This window comes from Parasediminibacterium schistidii (genome assembly GCF_046546515.1).
GTDB lineage: Bacteria > Bacteroidota > Bacteroidia > Chitinophagales > Chitinophagaceae > Parasediminibacterium.
In genome coordinates, this window is sequence record NZ_JBKHKJ010000007.1 from 1 (window position 1) to 23,256 (window position 23,256).

The 23,256-nt window shown below is 39.0% G+C and carries 20 protein-coding genes and 1 tRNA gene; 12 read left to right on the forward strand and 9 right to left on the reverse strand.

What is annotated here, in order from left to right; translation table 11 throughout:
* The first annotated feature begins 360 nt into the window (after positions 1 to 360).
* The 5 genes from ACHFIY_RS05550 to ACHFIY_RS05570 all read left to right on the forward strand — a co-directional run bounded on the left by ACHFIY_RS05550 (position 361) and on the right by ACHFIY_RS05570 (position 9,483).
* Positions 361 to 2,700 (forward strand): S8 family serine peptidase, encoded by a 2,340-nt coding sequence (locus ACHFIY_RS05550; RefSeq protein ID WP_410845074.1) that lies wholly within the window; start codon positions 361 to 363, stop codon positions 2,698 to 2,700.
* 320 nt (positions 2,701 to 3,020) lie between these two features.
* On the forward strand, positions 3,021 to 6,770 hold the full coding sequence (locus ACHFIY_RS05555) for a S8 family peptidase (protein ID WP_410845075.1): 3,750 nt from the start codon (positions 3,021 to 3,023) through the stop codon (positions 6,768 to 6,770).
* Positions 6,771 to 6,857: 87 nt separating this feature from the next.
* Positions 6,858 to 7,547: a tRNA (adenosine(37)-N6)-threonylcarbamoyltransferase complex dimerization subunit type 1 TsaB gene (gene tsaB / locus ACHFIY_RS05560; RefSeq protein ID WP_410845076.1), complete on the forward strand. Its 690-nt coding sequence runs from the start codon at positions 6,858 to 6,860 to the stop codon at positions 7,545 to 7,547.
* Positions 7,548 to 7,654: 107 nt separating this feature from the next.
* On the forward strand, positions 7,655 to 7,990 hold the full coding sequence (locus ACHFIY_RS05565) for an ArsR/SmtB family transcription factor (protein ID WP_410845077.1): 336 nt from the start codon (positions 7,655 to 7,657) through the stop codon (positions 7,988 to 7,990).
* Between the two features lie 77 nt (positions 7,991 to 8,067).
* Positions 8,068 to 9,483 (forward strand): MBL fold metallo-hydrolase, encoded by a 1,416-nt coding sequence (locus ACHFIY_RS05570; RefSeq protein WP_410845078.1) that lies wholly within the window; start codon positions 8,068 to 8,070, stop codon positions 9,481 to 9,483.
* Between the two features lie 136 nt (positions 9,484 to 9,619).
* Here the strand turns inward: ACHFIY_RS05570 and ACHFIY_RS05575 are convergent, their stop codons facing one another.
* Positions 9,620 to 10,678, reverse strand: a complete 1,059-nt coding sequence (locus ACHFIY_RS05575) for an NAD(P)-dependent alcohol dehydrogenase (RefSeq protein ID WP_410845079.1) — start codon at positions 10,676 to 10,678, stop codon at positions 9,620 to 9,622.
* Positions 10,679 to 10,790: 112 nt separating this feature from the next.
* The gene (locus ACHFIY_RS05580; protein WP_410845080.1) at positions 10,791 to 11,207 is read right to left on the reverse strand and encodes a (R)-mandelonitrile lyase; all 417 of its coding nucleotides are present in this window, start codon (positions 11,205 to 11,207) and stop codon (positions 10,791 to 10,793) included.
* A gap of 1,262 nt (positions 11,208 to 12,469) precedes the next feature.
* Between ACHFIY_RS05580 and ACHFIY_RS05585 the strand changes: the two genes are divergently transcribed.
* The 3 genes from ACHFIY_RS05585 (at position 12,470) to ACHFIY_RS05595 (ending at position 14,038) form a co-directional block, all read left to right on the forward strand.
* Complete coding sequence (locus tag ACHFIY_RS05585) at positions 12,470 to 12,817, forward strand: nuclear transport factor 2 family protein (RefSeq protein ID WP_410845081.1); 348 nt, start codon at positions 12,470 to 12,472, stop codon at positions 12,815 to 12,817.
* A gap of 226 nt (positions 12,818 to 13,043) precedes the next feature.
* Complete coding sequence (locus ACHFIY_RS05590; RefSeq protein ID WP_410845082.1) at positions 13,044 to 13,343, forward strand: hypothetical protein; 300 nt, start codon at positions 13,044 to 13,046, stop codon at positions 13,341 to 13,343.
* Positions 13,344 to 13,399: 56 nt separating this feature from the next.
* Positions 13,400 to 14,038, forward strand: a complete 639-nt coding sequence (locus ACHFIY_RS05595; RefSeq protein ID WP_410845083.1) for a hypothetical protein — start codon at positions 13,400 to 13,402, stop codon at positions 14,036 to 14,038.
* Here ACHFIY_RS05595 and ACHFIY_RS05600 read toward each other — a convergent pair.
* The 5 genes from ACHFIY_RS05600 to ACHFIY_RS05620 form a co-directional block, all read right to left on the reverse strand.
* Positions 14,035 to 14,451 (reverse strand): ubiquitination-like system serine protease family protein, encoded by a 417-nt coding sequence (locus tag ACHFIY_RS05600; protein WP_410845084.1) that lies wholly within the window; start codon positions 14,449 to 14,451, stop codon positions 14,035 to 14,037. The two genes, ACHFIY_RS05595 and ACHFIY_RS05600, sit on opposite strands and share 4 nt — an antisense overlap.
* Positions 14,432 to 15,172 carry a ThiF family adenylyltransferase gene (locus ACHFIY_RS05605; protein WP_410845085.1) on the reverse strand — a complete coding sequence of 247 codons (741 nt, stop codon included), beginning with the start codon at positions 15,170 to 15,172 and terminating at the stop codon, positions 14,432 to 14,434. Before ACHFIY_RS05605 ends, ACHFIY_RS05600 begins: the two co-directional genes overlap by 20 nt.
* A 1-nt stretch (position 15,173) precedes the next feature.
* Positions 15,174 to 15,623 carry a DUF6791 domain-containing protein gene (locus ACHFIY_RS05610; RefSeq protein ID WP_410845086.1) on the reverse strand — a complete coding sequence of 150 codons (450 nt, stop codon included), beginning with the start codon at positions 15,621 to 15,623 and terminating at the stop codon, positions 15,174 to 15,176.
* The gene (locus tag ACHFIY_RS05615; RefSeq protein ID WP_410845087.1) at positions 15,598 to 16,074 is read right to left on the reverse strand and encodes a multiubiquitin domain-containing protein; all 477 of its coding nucleotides are present in this window, start codon (positions 16,072 to 16,074) and stop codon (positions 15,598 to 15,600) included. The genes ACHFIY_RS05610 and ACHFIY_RS05615 overlap by 26 nt, the downstream gene beginning before the upstream one ends.
* A 204-nt stretch (positions 16,075 to 16,278) precedes the next feature.
* The gene (locus ACHFIY_RS05620) at positions 16,279 to 16,455 is read right to left on the reverse strand and encodes a hypothetical protein (RefSeq protein WP_410845088.1); all 177 of its coding nucleotides are present in this window, start codon (positions 16,453 to 16,455) and stop codon (positions 16,279 to 16,281) included.
* 93 nt (positions 16,456 to 16,548) lie between these two features.
* Here ACHFIY_RS05620 and ACHFIY_RS05625 point away from each other — a divergent pair, with 93 nt between their 5' ends.
* The 3 genes from ACHFIY_RS05625 to ACHFIY_RS05635 are packed head-to-tail and all read left to right on the forward strand — an operon-like array spanning position 16,549 to position 18,293.
* Positions 16,549 to 17,196 carry a sigma-70 family RNA polymerase sigma factor gene (locus ACHFIY_RS05625; protein WP_410845089.1) on the forward strand — a complete coding sequence of 216 codons (648 nt, stop codon included), beginning with the start codon at positions 16,549 to 16,551 and terminating at the stop codon, positions 17,194 to 17,196.
* A complete protein-coding gene (locus ACHFIY_RS05630; RefSeq protein WP_410845090.1) occupies positions 17,189 to 17,494 on the forward strand; it encodes a hypothetical protein in 306 nt (101 codons plus the stop codon). The genes ACHFIY_RS05625 and ACHFIY_RS05630 overlap by 8 nt, the downstream gene beginning before the upstream one ends.
* Positions 17,460 to 18,293 (forward strand): ImmA/IrrE family metallo-endopeptidase, encoded by an 834-nt coding sequence (locus ACHFIY_RS05635; protein ID WP_410845091.1) that lies wholly within the window; start codon positions 17,460 to 17,462, stop codon positions 18,291 to 18,293. Before ACHFIY_RS05630 ends, ACHFIY_RS05635 begins: the two co-directional genes overlap by 35 nt.
* Before the next feature lie 384 nt (positions 18,294 to 18,677).
* On the opposite strand, the gene ACHFIY_RS05640 is transcribed toward ACHFIY_RS05635, so the two are convergent.
* On the reverse strand, positions 18,678 to 21,440 hold the full coding sequence (locus tag ACHFIY_RS05640) for a family 78 glycoside hydrolase catalytic domain (RefSeq protein WP_410845092.1): 2,763 nt from the start codon (positions 21,438 to 21,440) through the stop codon (positions 18,678 to 18,680).
* 768 nt (positions 21,441 to 22,208) lie between these two features.
* Between ACHFIY_RS05640 and ACHFIY_RS05645 the strand changes: the two genes are divergently transcribed.
* A complete protein-coding gene (locus tag ACHFIY_RS05645; protein ID WP_410845093.1) occupies positions 22,209 to 22,517 on the forward strand; it encodes a DUF6088 family protein in 309 nt (102 codons plus the stop codon).
* A gap of 620 nt (positions 22,518 to 23,137) precedes the next feature.
* Here ACHFIY_RS05645 and ACHFIY_RS05650 read toward each other — a convergent pair.
* Positions 23,138 to 23,211 (reverse strand) — tRNA-Ile (locus tag ACHFIY_RS05650).
* Between the last annotated feature and the right edge of the window lie 45 nt (positions 23,212 to 23,256).

The window sequence follows — 23,256 nt, forward strand, 5'->3', positions numbered from 1 at the left end:
CCCTCAATAAACTATCATTTTCCTATCAATAAACTATCATTCTATTATCAATAAACTATCATAAAATTCACTTAAATTATCATAAAAAATGAGGCTTAAAAAACATAAACAACTGAATATCAATTAGTTACAGGCCAAAAATGGAAAACAGCAAAAAAAATAAACCACCAAAAAACAAAAAATAACCCATTTCAAACCCGGATTTTGCAATAGATTCAACTACAAAATTTGGGTTAAACTTTCTTCCTCTTTGTTACTTCGTGCATTTGTGGCAAATTGCCTTTTAATTGTAGTTTAATAATAACAATTTAAAATGGTTAATTTGTAAATTATTTCAACGGAGGTTTACACATAATAAGAATGATAAATAAGAGGATGGCTACTTGTAAATATATGCTTTTGTTGGTGGCACTATCCATTTGCCACTTTGGTTTGCTTGCACAAATAACTGCCAATGGCAAGTTATTGCAAAAAAATGCCAATGCTTATCATCAAATGGCAAGCACCAATAAGCAAAAGGCTTACGAACTGGCCAGGCTAAAACACTGGGACACTACCAAAACAAGCGGCAGCCACAGTTTTGCACGGCTAATGGGCATAGACAGGTTTAACTACCCTGTTTATTACACCACTTTCAATAATATTGACGCAGCAGCTACCATTGGCACCAACCAGCTATGGAAGGGCGGCACATCGGGGCTAAACCTTAGTGGGTCTTCTGCTAATATGAAAAACAAGCTGGCCATTTGGGATGCTGGGCGTGTTTTGGACACCCATGTGGAACTGGCTGGCAGGATTGTGCGGATGGACAGCTCTAATTACACAGGCGGCGGATCCGACCATGCAACGCATGTAACTGGCACCATGATAGCAACTGGCATTAACCTAAATGCAAAGGGCATGAGTTATGGCTTGCAAAGCATGTTGGCTTACGATTTTGACAATGACATAGCTGAAATGGGCTTGCAAGCAGATAAACTGCTTTTGTCCAACCATTCTTATGGAGATGCTTGTGGGTGGTTTTATAACAGCGTTTATGGGTATTGGGAGTTCCTAGGCAGGGCAGGTGAAAATGAAGACTACAAATTTGGTTACTATGATGATGGTGCCGCATCCTTGGATGGCATAGCATACAATGCCCCTTATTATTTAATTGTAAAAGCAGCGGGCAACAATAGGAATGTAACTGGTCCGCCCGTTGGCGGTGATTATGTAAGGGTGGACAGTACAGGCACCAAGGTAGATGGCACGCGGCCTGCGGGTATTTCCAGCAACAACAGCTATGGCATTATACCTACTAACTGCAATGCAAAAAACATCATTACCGTAGGTGCTGTGTATGCTATTACAGGTGGCTATACCAGCAAAAACGATGTGGTAATGAGCAATTTTAGCAACTGGGGGCCAACAGACGATGGTCGCATAAAACCAGACCTCGTTGCCGATGGCATATCGGTATTGTCAACCTCGGCAAGTGGCAATACCAGTTACCTTTCAGAAAGTGGCACCTCAATGGCCGCACCGGGTGTTACAGGTTCTTTGCTGCTGCTGCAGGAATATTACGCGCAATTAAATGACAGCAGCTTCATGCGGTCTGCCACGCTAAAAGGGCTGGCCATCCATACTGCAGACGAAGCTGGGGATAACCCTGGCCCCGATTATAAATTTGGATGGGGCTTGCTGAACACGCAAAAAGCAGCAGCTGTGCTTACAGCAGCAACCCCGTCAAAAAGCGAGGGCAACTCAAAGCACCATATTTTTGAATATTTATTAGAAAATCATGTAATTAATGGCTACAATTATACAGCCCTTGGTGATGGCAAACTAACAGCCACACTTTGCTGGACAGACCCTGCTGGCAATGTAGAAACAGTAAACGTGCTGAACAACCCAACCCCAAAACTGGTAAACGACCTAGACTTGAGGGTAACAAAAAATGGCACTACTTACTACCCATGGGTATTGAACCCCATTATACCCGCTGCTGCCGCAACAAAAGGAGATAATACCTTGGACAATGTAGAACAAGTGGTAATTGATAGCTTAAAAAAAGGGGATGTGTATAGTATAGAAATAAGCCACAAAGGGAGTTTAACGAATGGCGAACAACTATATTCATTAATCATCACAAACCCTTTTGATACCATCCTGCCATTGCGGTTATTGAGTTTTTCCGCTTCGCTAAATGGCACTAACGCATTACTGAAATGGGCTACCACCAGCGAGGTAAACGCACAGTCATTTATAATAGAACACAGCATAGACGGCATAGCGTGGCAACAAGTGGCTACCCTACCTGCCAATAATACAATAGGCACCCATAATTATTCCACCTATGCCACACCCGTTGATGGCATCAATTACTACCGTTTGAAAATGATAGATTTGGATGGGGCATTTACCTACTCTCCAGTACAAACAGTACAAGCAAAAGAGCGAGATGATTTATTTATTATTGCCCCCAACCCCGCATCAAACAAAACAGTTATTAGTTTTAAAAACGGCATACAACAAGCTGTATTAAACGTATATAATGCAGATGGAAAATTGATGCAGGCGCATCAGGTAAACTTGCCAAATGGCGGCAATTATGTTTTATCAACATCTACCTTAGCGGCTGGCAATTATACGGTAAGCGTAAAAACGGGTGGCGGGGTATTTACAAAGAAATTGGTGGTGAAGCAAGGTGCAGGTTATTAAGCCACCCCCTACCCCCTCCAAGGAGCTAGAGTATATACACATCTTTTTAGCCCTTTTAGTTTAACCAAAATTGATAGATGCAAGGGGAATTTATCATAAAATCTCTTGAATTTTGTCAAGCGTTGGCTCCCCCTCGCCTTTGGAGAGGAGGTTGGGGGGTGAGGTTTACATGCAAGAGGGCAACATTTGCTTCAATGAGATTTGTGTATATACTCTAGCCTAGAGGGGTAGGGGGTGGGTTTCCGAGCATTTGCAATACTTTATTTATCAGAAAAAATACAAAAACATAAATCAGCATTTCCCCCAACCACATTATACAAATGAATAAAATACGCACCCTATCATTTATAATTGCCTTTATTTTCAATTGCAATGGCATCTACGCCCAAACTGTTACCAACGAAAAAGCTTTGGAATCAACAGCAACAGTTTTAAAAACCGATGCTGCAAATAACCTGCAAAAAGCTTACGCCTTTGCAAAAGCCAAGAATTGGGACATGGGGAAACAAACCCGCAATAGGCTATACAGCCTAATGGGCGTAAACCAGTTTAACCACCCTATTTATTACACCACTTTCAACAACATCATTGCTGCTGCCACAGTAGGTACAGACCAGCTTTGGCCGGGTGGCTCATCTGGGCTAAGCCTGAATGGTTCTTCCGCCAATATGAAAAACAAACTTGCTATTTGGGATGGGGCACGTGTGTTGGAAACGCACGTGGAACTAGCTGGCAGGGTAATGCGGATGGACAGTTCAAGTTACAGCGGCGCCAATACGGATCATGCTACCCATGTTACCGGCACGATGATAGCCACAGGCATAAACCCCTTGGCAAAAGGTATGAGCTTTGGCCTGCAAAGTTTGCAGGCTTATGATTTTTACAACGACAATAGCGAGATGAGTGCCGCAGCACCTAGCTTGCTTTTATCCAACCATTCTTATGGCATCATCTGCGGATGGTACCAAGATGGCAGTGGCAATTGGATTTTTGAAGGCAATAATGGGGATACTGCCGATTATAATTTTGGCTACTACGATGATGTTGCATCCTCCTGGGACAATATTGCTTATAATGCCCCTTATTATTTAATAGTGAAAGCTGCTGGCAACAACAGGAACGTAAATGGCCCTGCCGTGGGTCAACCTTATGAATATTACGATAACAGCGGTAATTTGAAAACAGCCAACAGGCCTGTGGGCATATCGAACAATGACGGCTACGATATTATTGGCACCAGTGGCAATGCCAAAAACATTATTACAGTTGGTGCCGTTGCTGGCATACCCGGTGGGTACACAAGGAAGGAAGATGTGGTAATGACACCTTTTAGCAGTTGGGGACCAACAGACGATGGCAGGATAAAGCCAGACTTGGTAGCCGATGGCGTGAATGTGCTATCCTGCTCTGGCAGCGGCAATACAGACTATATTACAGAAAGCGGCACTTCTATGTCCACGCCCAACGTTACAGGGTCGTTGTTGTTATTGCAAGACTATTATGCGCAGCTAAAAAATGGGGCTTTTATGCGTTCTGCAACCCTAAAAGGGCTAGCCATACATACTGCCAGCGAAGCGGGCGATTTCCCAGGCCCTGATTATAAATTTGGCTGGGGCTTACTGAATATGCAGCAGGCAGCAGCCGTGATCACGGCTGGGGTGGGCAGCAACAATGGTTTTAGCAGCAAGCATTTATTGTTCGAAAATGTATTGGTAAACAAACAGTCCTATACCTTGAATGTTATAGCAAATGGCAGCAGCCCCCTTACTGCTACCATTTGCTGGACAGACCCTAAAGGAAACGTGGAAAACGTAAATCTGCTAAACAACCGCACCCCAAAACTGGTGAACGACTTAGACATAAGGATTACAAAAGACAATGCCACTTTTTTCCCATGGAAATTAACCCCTGCTGTGCCAGCAGCAGCGGCCACCACAGGCGACAACACTTTAGACAATGTAGAAAAAATAGAAATAGACAGCGTAGTGCCAGGGCAGGCATACACCATACAGGTGTCGCACAAAGGCACATTGACCAATGGCTCGCAAGCATATTCCTTATTGGTTAGCGGCGTTGGGGGAAATGCCTACTGCACTTCTGCCCCAAGCAGTTCGGCAGGTACTACCATAGATAGCGTGGCTTTTGCAGGCATTAACAATAAAAACAAAACGGGTTGCACCACATACAGCAATTTTACCAACCTCACGGCCAGCATAAAACCCAGCCAAACATTACCTATAACGGTGAAGCTAGGTAGTTGCGATGCTACCCAGCAAGACAAAACCGTGAAAGTATTTATTGACTATAATGCCAATGGCAGCTTTTCCGACTCGGGCGAATTGGTGGCCATTGGTCATGTAACGGCAGCAAATAGTAAATTTACTGCTAGCATTGTTACGCCTTCAAACTTAGTTGTTGGCACTTATGCCCTCATGCGTATCGTGGCAGTAGAAACCACTAATGCAGACAGTGTAAGCCCTTGTGGTCAATATGGCAAAGGCGAAACACAAGACTATAAAATACTGGTTATACAGCCAGACAATGATATTGCAGTAACAGGCATACTCACCCCTACCACGGGCGACTATTCCAACAGTTCGCAGTTAATTGCTGTTAAAATAACCAACAAAGGCTCTTTTACCCAGCAAGCAATAGCATTAACAGCAGTTGTAAAAAATGGCAATTCATCCACAACCTTTACTGGCATTTACCCATCCCCCATATTAAGTGGGGCATCGGCAACTTATACATTCCAAGCACCTTTTGTAAGTTTGCCAGCTACCAATTATACCATTACGGTTACAGCCACTATACCCTTGGATGAAAACACTACAAACAATACTTTTTCTGCCAACATTGCCACTGCAGCCCCAGTTGCTGCCACAGCAAATGACTGCAACAACACCATTAACCTAAAAATTGCCAACCCTTCAAGCAGCACTTACTACGCTTGGTACAATAACTTCTCGGCAGTTGCACCCATTGCTACTGGCAGCAAAGCCACTACAACTGTTATGCCTCCAGATGGCTTATTTTATTTGGGAGCCGGGAACAGGGGTAATGTAGGGCTGGCAAACAAAGGCAGTTCCTCTGGCGACTACCAAGCAAGTGGCAACAATTACTTGAAATACACTGCCACTGCCGCCTCGGTACTAGAAAGCGCCCGTTTATATACACGCTACCCTGGCACGCTAAACATCATGGTAGCAGACATTAGCAATGCTACTGCCACTGGCTACGATTTTAAGGTGCTTAGTTCTAAAACAATTGATGTGTATGCCACCAACCCATCGCCTGCAGTGGGCAGCACAAGCGGCAACGACCCGGCAGACACTGGGGCTGTTTTTTATATCAACCTGCCATTGCCGGCTGGCAGCCATTCCATCATTGTTTCTGCAACAGATGCAACCATTTTTAGGAACAATGGCTTGGCAAAAAATGCCACTTACCCATACAGCATCCCCAACTTTTTTTCCATTACTGGCAATGGGGCCATTTCGGCAACAGATGCTACGGACACTACTTTCTATAAAGCATTTTATTATTATTTGTACAACATGAAAGTAAGGGCGCAAGACTATGTAGGCGATAAAATACCCGTGCCGCTCTATGTATCCCCTACCCCAATAATTAGCGATGTAAACGATACGTTGGTAAGCAGTGTTGCCACGGGCAACCAATGGTATGCAGATGGCGTGTTGGTAGCAGGGGCTACTGGAAAAACATATACGCCAACCAACACGGCACCGGCGTATTCAGTTACAGTAACAGACAGCTTTGGTTGCCAAACAAAATCATTGCCTTTCTATATTGGGAAAATAGTCCCTATCATTGCCCCCAACCCTGCAAAAGGAGCATTTAAGGTAAGTTTTTATGCAAATTTGCCCACTAATTTTTCCCTTTCATTAACCAGCACGGATGGCAAGTTGCTTTATACAAAAACTGTAACTGGCTTCAAGGGCAATTTTTCTGAAATGATTAATATCAGCAGCTTGGCATCGGGCATGTATATTTTGGAAGTATTCCACAATGGGACGATGGACAGAAAAAAAATAATAATACAACAATAATTAGGAATTATAAATTAGGAATTGGCAGCATTGTAGAAATTCTTAATTCCTAATTCTTAATTCCTAATTCCTAATTCATAATTAAAGATGGCTTTAATTTTAAATATAGACACATCAACCGAAATTGCAAGTGTAAGCATCTCTGAGGATGGCAAAGTATTTGGCAGCGAATCCAATCCTGATCCGAAAAACCATGGGGCTTTCTTACAGCCTGCAATAAAAAAATTATTGGATGATGTTAGGGTAACCTTTGATAGCCTTGATGCCGTGGCTGTGGCAAACGGGCCTGGTAGCTATACAGGGCTAAGGGTGGGGCTGTCTTCTGCCAAGGGCATTTGCTATGCCATGAGCAAACCATTAATTACTATCAACACCCTCCAAGTATTGGCATTGGCATCGTTGCAGGCAACTGCCATAGATAGCAATAAAACCAATACATGCCTTTTATGCCCAATGATAGACGCAAGGAGGATGGAAGTGTTTACTGCCCTTTATAATGTTAAAATTGAAACCATAATGCCGCCACAGGCAATTATATTGGATGCAAATTCCTTTAACGGGCAATTAGCAAAAAATACAATTGTTTTTTCGGGAAGCGGAAAAGAAAAGTTTAAAAACATTATAAATAACAATAATGCTTTGTTTGTTGATATACAGGATAATATTGCTTCAATGGCAGTATTGGCACATCAATATTTTTCACGAAAAGATTTTGCCAGCCTAGCTTATGCTGAGCCATTTTATGTGAAGGAAGTTTATTTTGCCGAGAAAAAGTAGCATTTATACAGAAAAATTACCGTTTTCATATATTTAATCGGTTTCGTTTATGTAAAATGGCTATTTTTAGGTTGTTGTATAATCTTTTAAACTACCAATCAAATTTTATGACACAATCACTTACGACATTATCGCTCACGAATGGAGAGATAACCGTGAAATTAGACTTTGCGCAGACAAAAAAAACGGCAGCTATCCTACGTGCGCTCAATCACAAATTGAGGCAACAAATGTTAAAACTTTTGAATGATCAAAAAAAAATGACGGTTACTGAAATGTATGTAAAGCTGCGCATTGAGCAGTCTGTTGCATCGCAACACCTAGCCATTTTGCGCCGCGCAAATTTGGTAAGCACGAAAAGGGATGGCAAATTCATTTTTTATGCGGTGAACTATGCCCGACTCGAAGAGGTGAACAAGTTTATAAAAGATTTGGTAGCATAATTTTTTTATTTGATTACCCTAAATTTATACGTGCATGGCTGAATAGTTGTAGCTAATTTTGCCTGCAAATAGATATTATGTTTGTAAAACAATTATATACTAGCTGTATTAGCGAAGCAGCCTATTATGTAGAAAGCGAAGGAGAGGCAGTAATAATAGACCCTCTTAGGGATATAGAAGAATATTTATTGCTGGCAACTGAACGAAAAGCCACAATCAAATATATTTTTGAAACACACTTCCATGCCGATTTTGTAAGCGGCCATTTAGATTTAGCTGCATCTACAGGGGCTACCATTGTTTATGGCCCTAATACCCAAACAAAGTTTAAAGCGCATGTTGCCACAGATGGGGAGGTTTTTACCATTGGCAATATAACCATAAAAGTATTGCACACGCCAGGGCATACGCTAGAAAGCAGTTGCTACTTGCTTTGCAATGAGCAAGGGCAAGAATATGCTGTTTTTACAGGTGACACGTTGTTTGTAGGCGATGTAGGCAGGCCAGACTTATCGCAAAAGGAGGAACGGCTAACCACAGAAGCCTTAGCTGGGATGTTGTACGATAGCCTACAATCGAAAATAATGCCTTTGGCAGACGACGTTATCTTATACCCAGCACATGGTGCAGGCAGTAGTTGCGGCAAAAACCTCGGTACAGAAAACGAGAGCACTATTGGCGAGCAAAAGCAAACCAACTATGCCTTGCAGCCTCAAACCAAAGAGGAATTTATAAAAGCCATAACCGAGGGCTTGCAAGAGCCGCCCAAATATTTCCCTATTAATGCCCAAATAAATAAAGAGGGGTACGAAAACTTGGAAGCCTTACTTGAAAAAGGGATGCAACCTCTTTCGGTTTCAGCATTTAAAGAGAAAAGCAAGCAAGACGAGTGCATTATTGTTGACACAAGGCCTGCTGCCCTTTTTGTGGATGGCTTTGTGCCAGGGGCTATTTTCATAGGGCTAGAAGGCCGCTTTGCAGAATGGGCTGCCAGCATACTTCCGTTTGACAAACGTATTTTACTAGTAACCGAAGATGGAAAAGAAAAAGAAACCATTACCCGTTTGGCAAGGGTTGGGTTCGAGAATATAGATGGCTGCCTTAAAGGCGGATTTGAAGCATGGAAAAACGCCGGCGAACCCATTGATTTATTGATAGAGGTAGATGCTGATGAACTAGCCATGGACATACCTTTTGACGACAACCTAGTAGTAGTAGATGTAAGAAAGGAAACCGAATATGGCAATGGGCATTTAAAGCAAGCCATCAATATACCACTGGAAAACCTGACAGACCCCGCCAGCATGGCCGACCTTGACGACAACCATAATATATATGTGCATTGCGCAGGTGGGTACAGGAGCGTGATTGCTTCCTCATTATTAAAAAGGGAAGGCATACACAATATCAGGAACATTACAGGTGGCTGGGATGCCATATTGGAAGAAAAGGACAGGTTTGTTATTGAAAAAACAGAAGCTGTTTTGAATTAAGTTTTTTTGCCACAAAGTCAGGAAAACACCAAGTAGCAATAAGAAAGAATAAGGGGTATAAAGCATAATTTCCTGCTTTGTACCCCTTATTTCTTCTGTTACTAATAAGGTGCAAATTGGCAATAAAACTATTTGTTTAGTTTTTCAGCGAGGCCATGTCAATTACAAAACGGTAATGCACATCGCTTTTCAGCATCCTTTCGTAGGCTTCGTTAATGTCCTGTATCTTGATGATTTCAATTTCAGATACAATATTGTGCTCGCCACAAAAATCCAGCATTTCTTGTGTTTCTGCAATGCCGCCAATGAGCGATCCTGCAACAGATTTTCTACCTAAAATTAAAGGAACCGTATTTAAAATAGGTTCCAGCCCACCGAGATAACCAACCAATACCAATGTGCCGTTGATGGTTAAAGTGCCAACATAAGGGTTTATGTCGTGGACAGATGGTACAGTATCAATAATCAAATCGAATTTTCCTGCTACTGCCTTTATTTGATTTTCGTCAGTAGAGATAACAACTGCATCTGCTCCCAATTCCAACGCATCTTTTTCTTTGCCCGGTGTCCTTGAAAACAGCGTTACTTCTGCACCCAAAGCATGTGCTAGTTTAATGGCCATATGGCCTAAGCCGCCTAGGCCCACAACGGCTACCTTGCTACCCTTGCCCACTTTCCAGTGGCGCAGTGGCGACCAAGTAGTGATACCTGCGCAAAGCAACGGGGCTGTTGCTGCCAAATCTAGGTTTGCAGGAACTTTTAATACAAAATGCTCATTCACAATCACTTTCTCGGAATACCCGCCAAAAGTCTGTGTCCCTAAATGTTTGTCTTTCCCGTTGTAAGTGCCTACCATCCCCCCTAAACAAAATTGTTCTAGGTCTTGCCTACAGCTACTACAGGTACGGCAAGAATCTACCAAGCAGCCAACGGCTGCATAGTCCCCAACTTTCAGTTTTGTAACCTCATTTCCTACCTTGGTAACCTTGCCTACAATCTCGTGACCGGGTACTGCGGGGTAAACGGTGCCGCCCCAATCGTTCCTTGCCGTGTGCAAGTCGGAATGGCATACGCCACAATACAAAATGTCAATTTCAATATCTTTTGCAGTTACTTCCCTGCGCACGATGTCTATTTGCTTCAAATCGGCATCTGGTGCTGCTGCACCATAAGCTTTTACGTTTGTTGTTGCCATGTTTTTTTATTGATTTTTTTATTGAGTACTATTCAATTTAAACAAGTTATTGCACTTAAAGTTCTCGGCTGGCCTTACTTCTAGGTTTTCAAATTGCTCATTCCATTTTTAACTAGGCATGGCTGGCTGCATATTCTTCATCGGTAACAGGGTTTAGCCAGTCAACTGCCCCTTTTTCGGTTATATTGGTAATGGCAATATGGGTAAAATGGCTGTCTTTTGTTGCCCCATGCCAGTGCAGGGTATGGGATGGTATTACCACAACATCGCCCTTTTTCAATTGCCTTGCAGTTTTGCCTTTCTCTTGGTAAATGCCCAACCCTTCGGTAACAAGCAGTACCTGTCCTGCTGGGTGCGTATGCCAGTTGTTCCTGCAGCCCGGTTCAAAAGAAACATCCCCAATTGAATATTTGCCAGTTTCATCTTTTGGCACTAAGATATTTACCCAGGCATTGCCTGTAAAATAATCAGGCGAAGCTTTTTCGCCTTTTGAAAAAATTGAACTTTTATTTTGAGAAGTATCCATCATTATCTTTTTTTGTTACTGCTTAGTTATGTTTTTGCCTCATAGCACGTAGCCTATGTGGTGAGCGATAAAACTGTATTTATGTCACAGCAAAGTTCGGGCTAGAAAAGGTGTTGCTACTAATACAATTCAAACATATCATTACAAAAATCACACATTAAGGAATATTAACGGGATAGGGGTTTTTTCTTCTTTTTCCGCTATTTATTTTTTATCAAGACTGCCTTTTTGTTTGTAACTCATTGTCATTCAGCTATTTTTTGTTTTTTTAACCTCGTTTTTTATGATAATTTAAGTGAATTTTATGATAGTTTATTGATAGTAGAATGATAGTTTTACTATAGTAGAATGATAATTTATTGATAATAGACTGATAAGATTTTGATAGTGAATTATCATTTTCCAAAACCAACTACCATCCGATGCAAGAGCTAAAACTAAGCTGGTTAGTTCCTGTTTTAAGGTAAAGTTGGCATAGATAGGTATATAGCCCAAAATAAAAATCCTATATGGGGGAAATATGCCCCCATAAGCATCCCAAATTTCCCCCATATAGGATTTTGACACTGAGGCTAGTCATAGGTGCATAAAAGCTTCTCGCTTAAGCTATCAACATTTTCATAAATCTACACTAATCCCATCGGGATTTCACGTCTATAGAAATCAAAAATGCCCTTATTCTTCGACCCCGAAGGGGGCGCATGTGCCTTGTATATCAATTGTTTTCTATAAACGTTTGATGCCGATGGCATCAGCCCAATTAAATAAACAGATATTTTCATCCTAAAAGTTAGCGTTGTACCAATAAAGCTAAAAACTTTTATGCCCCATTATTTATTTTGTTACCAATTGTACCCAATGAGCCGAATATTGAGCTTATTCGGCTCAAAATAAAGGATATAATGAGCCGAATATTGAGACTAATCGGGAAATACCATTTATTTGTTTAGTTGTGATGCGCTTCGCTAACATTATGCCTGATGGATATGCAAAACAGGAGTTTTGAAAACACAGGGGGCGTAGTCAGGAGACATACGCCCAGCAGTGTTCTTTATTTTAGGAATTCTAAGCCGAACAGGGGGAGATGATTATAATCAGGTGAGTAGGCAGTGGTCAGTGGTCAGTGGGGAGCAGGGAGTTGTGGATAGTTTTAGACTTTATTTTTTATCAGGAAAGCGGAGTTAACTATTATTTGGTTATTTTAAAACACTTATTTTGCTTTTGATTATTTACAACCATTGGTTGGAAGACGAAAACAGATGACAATGAACGCACAACAATTTGCCGAGAAATGGATAAGCTCCTGGAACTCTCATGATTTGGAGGATATTTTATCGCACTATGCGGATGATATTGAGATTACGACACCGATGATAAAATTGGCGGCGGGTATTGACAGTGGCTCACTAAAAGGGAAAGAGCAGGTGAGGAAGTATTGGAAAAGGGCATTTGAGAAAATACCCGATTTGCATTTTGAGTTATACGAAGTAACCACAGGGGTAAATTCAGTTGCTTTGTTCTACAAATCGGTTATGAACAAAAAAGCTATTGAAGTTATGTTTTTTAATGCGGATGGGAAGGTGAATAGGATGTTTGCATTGTATACGGAGTGAGGGGGGCGACTAACAACTAATTTGAACGACTGAAAAAGCAATTTCTACTGGTGCAGCTGGGTATTTATGCCCAAATAGAGTTGCTAGCCTTCAAAAGGTTGACAACCCCACAATAAAACTAACCAAAGCGGAAAAAATATTTACCCTCGTGTTTTCCCCCTCAATCATAAATTCCCTATATTCGTTTTGGCTATTCTAATACAGCAACACTAATTTTTGAGAAACAATGACATATAAACTGCTTACTAATATGGCAAGCCTAGCCGAGAAAAAATTATACGTATACACTTTCACGGTTTCCGTTAATACAAATGTCGCATACCTAAATACAGATAGCGTATCTGTTAATACAAATACCGTATTTGCCAATACAAATGCCGCATACCTTAATACAAATAGCGCATTTGCCAATACAAATGCCATATACCTTAATACAAATAGCCTATACCTTAATACAAATGAGGTAATTGTAAATACAAAAACCATTACCGTCAATACAAATGCTGTATTTGCCAAGACAAATTAGGCTACCAACAACACGTTTTCGTTAACAATCATTATAAACCATTTAACCCTAAGCACATGACAAAGCAAAGGATTATTACAGACTACAGCACACTAACAGATGCTGATTTAGACATTACCGCCAGTGCAGGCATTAAGGGCATGACAGGCAACACTAATTTCACTTTCACGCACAGTGAACTAACCAATGCCACCACTGCCCAAACGGACTATCACACAGCATTGGCTGCCTTAACTACTGGAAGCAGCGCAACTGTTACTGCCAAGAACACGGCAAGACAGAAATTGATTGACACTTTGTATGTATTGGCTGCGCAGATAAACATACAGAGCAATGGCGACCTGAAAATATTACAAGGCACAGGTTTTCCGCTGGCGAAGAAAGGCAGCCACCAAACGATGGGCGAGATAATCAATTTCCAAGTACGCCGTGGCACCGTGGCAGGAACAATGGAACTAAGCGTTGCAAACCCTGGCTACAGCCACCACGGCACTGTGTTTGCCTTCTGGAACCCCGACCTCGGCGCCACCCCCAAAGATATTGACGACTGGTTTCAACGCTCTGCCAACGGGCATAGCATTACCCTAACAGGCCTTACCCCCGGCAAAACCTACTCCTTTTCCTCCGCCTACAAAGGCAGCGACGATGATGATTTGGTGTGGGGCAGTATTGTGAGTAAGATGGTGGGGGATTAGGAATGATGCAGTAAAAAATCTGGAGATTTGTAAACACAACGACATAGTCGAAAGACTAAGCCGAACAGGGGGAAGTGCAGGAATCGATTTCTTTTGTATTTCCCCCTATTAGATTTTCTTTTCTCCCGATGTTCAGAATCATCCCTCTCCCTAACAACAACTATTTTGTTGTTGGTAATATAGTAATGAGATTTGCACTTAAAATCCCAGTTTCCTATTGATGGATATAAACTAATTGACTTCCCATCAAAAATTAGTTTCCAGTCTTTAGGAGTTATAGGGGTAACCACTTTATTACCACATCCACAAATGCATTTGTGTACCGCTGTGCGATATTCAATAGTAATGTAAATTATCCCTTCTTCTAAAATATCTGGAATATACTCCACGAACTTATGCTGCAAAGTCTTCATTAATTAGTTTATTAGTATTGATGAAAAAAAGACTGTTATGCTCCTCTTTTAAATCTTGGTAAAACCCGTTTATCTTCTTCCATTTAATTACAGCTAATACAGCATTCAGACAGTTCAATTCTGCAATTTGAATATTAGTAGAATACTCATTTTCCTCCTCATTTTCCATAGAGCCAATTCGATCTGCAAGATGATCATTCTTCAAATTCGTTCCAGCAGTAACTCGAACTGTGCCTATTAGATGGTCATCTACTATCTTAACACCTAACCCAACATCTATGAAAGCTATATTCATTGACAAAAGATTATTAATGATTTCACTTCTAGCTGTATTGCTATCAACACTAATGAAAACTAAATCAAACCCACTCAGATTTTCAATATTCTCTTTAGTTACGTATTTATGATGTGGAATTATGCCACCATGTATATTGGAGTAAATTTCAAAATAATAACCTACTTTAGTTAATCTATCTAATTCGTCAAACTTATCTGTAGGCGTAGCACCAGGAGCCCTAAAGGCATTATGCAATTGAAAAGTATCTCCGTCAAAAAGATGAATTTCTTTTACAGGTGTTTTTGATACAAAATCTAAAATGTAAGAACCAGTGCCGCCTAAGCCTATTATCGCAATCTTTTGGTTCTCGAACTTATAATTCAGATAATCTATCTTAGCTCTTGAAGAGTTGGTATCAGGGTATTTAAATATATCATTTTTCATCTTAATCAATTTTTAAACGAGGTTTATATGTAACGGAACTATCGAGAGCTCTTGCTTGAGAACTAAGGATTTCTGAATAAGTTCTTATTTTTTCATAATGGTTATCATAATAACCTATTGAAGGTTTACTTGAGAAATAAAAATCCGCCACAATACTTTCCGTCAGTTGTTGCTTTGTATTTGAATTGATTACTCGACTCAACGCATTCCCCTCAATATCACAAGGTGTTTCGCCGCAAAAATAAATTGTGTGGTCTTGAGGTTTGCCTACAATACTTGGGGTTACAAGCGTCAAAATATTGACTAAAGTGCCATATTTAACGTCTTTAGCGGGATTTAAATAAGGTATGTGGTGGACGAGTAAATACCGTCCACCAATAACCTCCATTTCATAGCCCTCATCCAATAACCTCTTTAGGTCTGGATTAAGATTTATCAGTTGCTGTTGCATGAAATATCATTTTATTTTTTACAAAAACTTCCGAATCTTTAATCATAGAACCTTCTGGATTTTCTTTAGGACCATCTTCATAGCCAACAGTGTATGTCCAGTTATCTTTAAAAGTCCCATATGCTAGAATAATTACCTCTTTAAAGTTAATTTTCTTCTTATCCCACTTTTTAGGACTTCCGTCAACAATAATGATTACTTCTTTGTGTTTTTCCTTTGAAAAGAAATGCTCTTTCCCTTCAACCGCCAAATCAATACTGTCCTCATCTTTAATTAACTGATTTTCCCAACCTTCTTCTACTTTTAGGAACACCTCATCTTCCTCTGGAATGTTTCCTATCTTTTTAATCTCAGCACCGGTTATGTACTGTTTGTGTGACTTAAATGGTTCCCCATTGATTGTAAAGTGCAAAACGTGTTCGCCATGTTCATGGTCTTTTTCTGTATTCATAATAATAATTTTTTGTTGAGAGTTTCCTCCATTTTAATTTAAAAGATAAAGGCATTTCACCTTTTTTGTTTTTGATTCAGATTAAGGAATGAAGCATTTCCTATTGTGTAAAATTTTAATCCATTTATTTATAATTTATTATTAACTACTCCTCTTTTACTTCTCGACCAAAAGATTAGACGAACATTTTTAAAGCATTGTTTTTTACTTTTCTTTCCTCACGCCTTTAAAAGGTGACGGGTCGGAAGTTTTCACATCCATAAACCTCCCTGTTTCAGTATCCCGTTTTGTCCAAAGACCAGTTTTTGGGTTTTGAACTTGTGAGCGTTCCCTAACTGCTCCTTTTCTTGAATTGTCCCCAGTGGGTTTGTTTGTAGCCATAATAAATTGCTTTTACATATAGAATATAAAAGCGTGACAAAGTGTGATTATTTATCTTCGTCACGAAATTTTCTTATTAGAATATATAAATCAATGGAACAAGGACAAATAGAAGAAATATTTTTACTCTTTTCTTACAAGGAAGAGAATGAAAATGCAGCTCATAAAGCATTTGACCAATTATATAAAGAGTATAGTAAATTCTTAAAAGGATTTATAAGAAAACAATTAAATAGCATGGGAATTAATGACGAACAAGTCCTAGATTCTACCATCAGTAACACCTTTATTAGTATTTATCAAAAGCCTCCTTTGGAGTTTAAGCCCAAATCGGGCAAATCTTTTGATGATTCGTTCAAGGCTTATTTATCTGTGACAGCAAAACATGAAATATTGAGTTTATACAAAGAATATTATAAATTAAATTCAGTTGTAGAAATTGAAGGAGATGAGATTGTATTTGAAGACACAGAAATAGACGATAATATTGCTGTCCATCTTAATACAAAAATGATGGAAGCCGCATTAAATACTTTATCGGAAAGAGATAGAGGAATTCTTAGAATGCTTTATAATTATCATGAAGAGGGAAAGAATTCGCCATCTTCCGTTTTAGACTCAATTTGTCAAATCTATGGTACTACAAAACCCAACATAAGACAAATTAAGAAGAGAAGCGAAACTAAAATAATTGAATACTTTTCTAAATTTTCAACATTAAAAGCAATAAAAAATGTCTAGTAAAAATAAAGGAATAATTGAATTGCTAAAATCAAAAGGATTATTATTTCCAACTACTCCTGATGAAATTGTTGAATTTGAAAAGAATTATAGTACTCAGGATGAAGTTCCTCAAGATTGGGAAAATCCTACTAACATTATTTTAAGAGGCAAACAATCTCTTAAAGATTTAAAACAAGCATTTAATGAAGATGCTGAAAACTTAGCCATGGCGGCAAGAGAGGGTAAAGATGCTATTACTGATGAAATTAGAAAACAAATGAATGATGATAGAACCAAAGCAAAAGACAAAAAATAATTTCCTTAACGAATTGCAAAAAAGTGAGATAGAAGACTTGGCAGAATATATAGCCAATGAATACTCACCAAAGGGTGCAATTAATCTTGAGGGAATTGCTGAAAACAATGGCATAACATTTAGCTATGGAAATTATAAAGACGCTTTTGATGGATTATTAGAACATTCATTTGGCAATTTTCATATTTACATCAATATCGATAGATTAGAACATGGATATACCGAAAGAGCTAGATTTACGTTCGCTCATGAGTTAGGTCACTACTTTTTAGATAATCATAGAAATGCTTTAGCACAAGGTTTAGCACCTAGCCACCCTTCTTTTACAGGGTTTATAAGCGAGAATCTTGTTGAGAGGCAAGCTGATTATTTTGCATCTTGCTTATTGTTACCTAAAACGAGAATAAAAATAGATTGCTTCAAAAGAAAGTTCGAATTCAAATTAATACAAGAACTGTCAAAAAAATATCAAACAAGCATTACTGCCACAGCATTAAGATATAGTTCTATCGGATGTAGTCCAATAATGGTAGCTTATTGCATGAATAATAGCATAAAGTGGTACTGGAAAACTACAGAATTCCCTTTTTGGGTTTTGAAATTTGGAAAATCTAAAGTTCCAGAAAATACTGCTGCTGGTGAATACTTTTCAAAAAATAGAAGATACACAACAGCCGAAATTGTTTATGCAGAGGATTGGTTTGATGTCAAATTTGATAGAGACAGAGAACGACAATTTCTTGAACATTGTGTTTATGGAACTAATGGCTCTGTACTTAGTATTGTTTGGGAAAAATAAATTCATCTGCCAGTCTTCCTTGCGGAAGACTGGTGTCTATATAATAAGCCAGTTTATAACTGGCATTCGCTTCGTTCTTCCCGTCATTTCGACGAAGGAGAAATCTAATTGATAAAATAATAGTTGTTTATGTGCGGTTAGATTTCTCCTAGGGTCGAAATGACGAAGGCTGATGAACCTTACTCGGCGTAGAGTTCCCTGCTGATCAGGATTTGCAATCCCTTCCTTTCAGTAAATTATTTGTAATCACTTTAAGCATCCAATACTCGACAGTTCCGAAAAAAAGATGCTCGACGTAGATTCTGATTAAGTCTCATTTTTTGCAAATCTTCCCAGATGAGTGGTGTTGTTTGAACATATAACTGAACACACCATATCAAATACTTAGTACTTACAACTAAAATGATAGCTGCCAGAAGTAGAATTTAATATTACATACTCATTCTCTTTACCAACAATTGTTATTTCTTTTATTCCAAAAATTGACTTGCCATTCTCACTAATATCTGTAGCTTCTTTTGCTGGAATAAAAATAGTGGCATGTGTATTTGCTGGAATAGTAACATCAATAGAAATTACACCATTTTCTATTTTCCAACTACAGCTCAATGTACCGTAGTAAGTATCTAAACTCGCACTTGCATGGCTAATTTCCGAAATAGGATGCGGTTGTATTTTACTATGTTTATAGCCTACCCCATCTTCATAGGTATCTATGCCTACCAGTTTTTTATATAACCAATCGCCTATTGCCCCATAAGAGTAGTGATTGAATGAATTCATACCTGCTGTTTGGAAAGTACTATCTGGTTTTTGTCCATCCCATCTTTCCCAAATAGTGGTAGCCCCCATCTTTACTGGATATAACCACGAAGGATAAGTATCCTGTAGTAAGAGTTTGCCTGCCAAATCGTTATAACCAAAATTGGTAAGTACAGAACATAAGTAGGGTGTACCTAAAAAACCTGTGGTTAAATGGTTTTCGTAGCTTTTTATGTTATCGGCTAGTCTTTTTGCGGCTTCTTTGCGTACAGGTTCTGGCAGCATATCAAAATTTAATGCCAACACATACGCAGTTTGTGTAGCAGAAACCAATCTTCCATTTGGGGTAGCATATTCTTGAAGAAAAGCAGCTTTCACTTTTTCTTGCAAATCATTATAATATGCCACATCAGCAGTATTTCCCAATACTTTGGCTGCATTGATAAGCAATTGTACTGAATGTGAATAAAAGCACTGGGCTATTAAATATTTATCGGTTATTGCACCACGGCCATCTTTGTCATTTTCGGGCTGAAAGTATAACCAATCCCCAAAATGAGCCCCAATGTTCCAAAGATTATTTTTACTGGTGTTATGCATATATTCTACATAAGCCTTCATGCTATTGTATTGGTTTTTTAAAATTGATGTATCGCCGAAGGCCAAATAAATATCCCAAGGTATAACAGTGCAAGCATCACCCCATCCCGCAGAACTTCTTGTTACTGCGCCCAATACGTTTGGTACTACATTGGGAACACAACCTTTAGCAGTTTGATCTGCTGCAATATCTTTCGTCCATTTGGTAAAAAAATTATGTACATCCATATTAAAAGCTGCAGTACTACAAAATACTTGCGCATCCCCTGTCCATCCTAAACGTTCATCTCGTTGCGGGCAATCGGTAGGTACATCTATAAAATTCCCTTTTTGCCCCCATTGTATGTTGTGTTGCAATTGATTCACTAACAAATTTGATGATTCAAATTTACCAGTCTGCTTCATATCAGAATAGATAGCTACAGCCTTGATGTCATCAGATTTTATCTCTCCTTTAATTCCTTCTATTTTTACATATCTGAAGCCATGCCATGTAAAATGCGGCTCAAAAATTTCCGTGCCACCGCTTAAAATATATTCATCTTGGGCTTTTGCTGCTCTTAGATTAGCCGTATAAAAATTTCCATTTTTGTCTAACACTTCTGCATGATAAAGCTTTACAGTATCTCCTGTATTGCCTTTCACCTTAAGTACTGTCCATCCTACAAGGTTTTGGCCAAAATCAATCACTTGTTCTCCTTTTGGTGTAGTAAAAATCTTAATTGGGTTAAACTCTTCATGCTTTTCCACCAATTCATTTTGTGTAGCTATTAAATTTTCTTTGGTAGAATCTATCTCTTTTGTCCCTGCCCAATCTTGGTCATTATAATTTGGCCTATCCCATCCTTTCTTTTCTAAACGGGAATCAATAATTTCTCCATCATATATTTCTGAATACCGTATCGCCCCTGTACTTGATTTCCACGACTCATTTGTAACGATGATTTCGTTGCTCCCATCAGCATAGGTTATTTGAACCTGCATCAATAACGCAATGTCTTTGCCATAAATATTATTGTAATTCTTCCAAGTTAAATGCCCACGGTACCATCCACTTCCTAGTACTACACCAAAGGCATTAGCCCCTTTTTTTATCATATTGGTCACATCATATACTTGATATTGGAGGCGTTTATTATAGCTAGTCCAGCCAGGGGTTAGGTAGGCATCCCCAACTTTTTCGCCATTGATACGTGCTTCGTATAAGCCATGTGCAGTGATAAATGCAGTTGCAGAAACTATTTTTTTAGCAATAACAAATTCTTTTCTAAACATCGGACTAGGCCTCATTATCGAATCTTCTACATAGCCAGGTATAATCCATTTGGCTTTCCAATCGGTGGTGTGCAACAAGCCCATCTGAAAAATTGCTTGCTCACTCCAATCGCTCGTAAAGCCAGTATTATCTGTTACACGAACTTGCCAAGTATATTTTTTAGCACTTTCAAGTGGTGTGGCAGTACTTGGATATCTTACCATTACGGATTGTTCGCTTAACTGTTTGCCTGATGCCCAGATTATTTTATTATCCAGCTTTACGTTTATTTCATAAGCAATTTGGTAACAATTGTTGTGAGTAGCAACCAATTGCCAGCTAAAACGTGGTTTCACCTCATCTATCCCCAAAGGATTATGTAGATTTTCGCATGTAAGGTTTTCTATTTTTATATCACTTTGAGAAGTTGATAAGCGTATTAAACCAGATTTATTATTGTTAATTACAGTAGGAATTACCTCCTTTATTGTATCAAATAAAAGTGGAATTGCAGATTTGAAATAAGTCAAAACCTTATCATTTGCAGAGGGTTTCAACTTTTGGGATAAAGGATTAGCAAGTAAGCCAAAGCAAATTAGTGGTATGACTGGTATAAGGATATTTTTACTCATAAATTTATTTAGCATGACTTCAAGCAATCGTTTATTTTATTTAGTATTAACATAATGAGCAATATGGCAGGTACGCATTAAAAAAATTACATTCTAACCTAGACAAATTTCTAATTATAAAGTTTAAACCAAGTTTACTATTCTCTTATTAATATACACAACAACAATAACTTAATCATGCTTAATGTCTTGTTAGTTCAATAGTTTCAAATACCTTACTTAGCTTGGCAACGTTCCGCAGGGTATTTCGCCTAAACAGATGTATGGGATTTCTTAATCCCAGCTAGCCTGTACTGACAAAACCTCCGGGGTAGGCTGTTCAGAATCAGGCAGTCTTTTTCGTACAGTTTTTAGCTGTATTTTGGTTTGAGTCATTGCATTTCAGGTACCCCATCCCCGTCCTTTCGAAGATAGGAGAAATCTAACAGGATTTAGTAGTGACTGATTTTCATGAAAGGTTTACCCTTATAACTCATAGAATCCCCAGAAATGGTTGCAGAAATTTTCCCTTTCTTTAAATACGATACCCTCCCAGAATTTGCCAAAGAAACCTTTTGTTTTTATAAAAAAACTCCTCGTCCCATACCCGAAATGTCAAGTATTACGCACCGTTTACTTGACAAATATCCGTTTTCATCTACCTTTATTGCATAAAGGCGGCTTTTAATGAAGGTTACAGAAAAAATAGAAAAAAGAATAGCACAAATGCCCGATGGTAATACATTTGGGTATCAGGAATTTAATATTCAAGAATCAGAATATACAGCAGCTACAAAAGCCATCGAAAGGCTTCTTAAAAAAGGGATAATAAACAGGGTTTCTACAGGCTTGTTTTATAAACCTAAGCAGACCTTATTTGGAAACCTAAAGCCCAAAGAAGAAGAATTACTAAAGCCTTATCTATTTGAGCAAAAAAAACGTGTAGCCTATATCACAGGCACAGCATTATACAATAGATTAGGCCTAACCACATAAGTTCCAAAAAATATAAAAATCTCTAGTCGGGATAAGCGGATTGCAACAAAGATTGGAAGTGTAGTAGTTACTTCGGTAAAAAGCTATTCAGATGTAACTGGCAATAATTACTACTTGATGGAGTTATTGGATGTTTTAAAAGACTTTAAAAATAATACCTGATGCAAATGCAGAACAAACAATAAGTTTTATACTTGAAAAGTTTGAAAAGTTGACTGCAAAAGAGTTGGAGAACATTATCAAAATAGCATTGAGGTACCCACCAAGAGTTAGGGTATTTTTAGGTGCTTTATTAAGCAAGATACATCCAGATGCAGACCTTTCAGAACTAAAAAAAAGTATCAACCCGCTTTCCAAAAGCAGGAACATCAGGTAGTTTCTATCGAAGAATTTTGCAAGTACATGGGTTTACAAGCACATGCAGTTACAAAGCAGTTGCGCTAACCACCCAGAAAACATCATTTATTCTGTAACAAGGCTTTCAATTCCCCAAAAACAATAACATTCTTTCCTTTATTTAGCCCTTCCTTTCTTTTCTTATAGTCGTTTCAGGTCACATTTGAGGTCGTAAAACAAAAAAGCAGCTACGAAACAACTTCGTAACTGCTTGATTTACAATGTGGGCCCACCTGGGCATGATCCAGGGACCCCCTGATTATGAGTCAGGTGCTCTAACCAACTGAGCTATAGGCCCTAAACCTATCGGTTTATTTGGGGTGCAAATATAGGATTTTGAAAA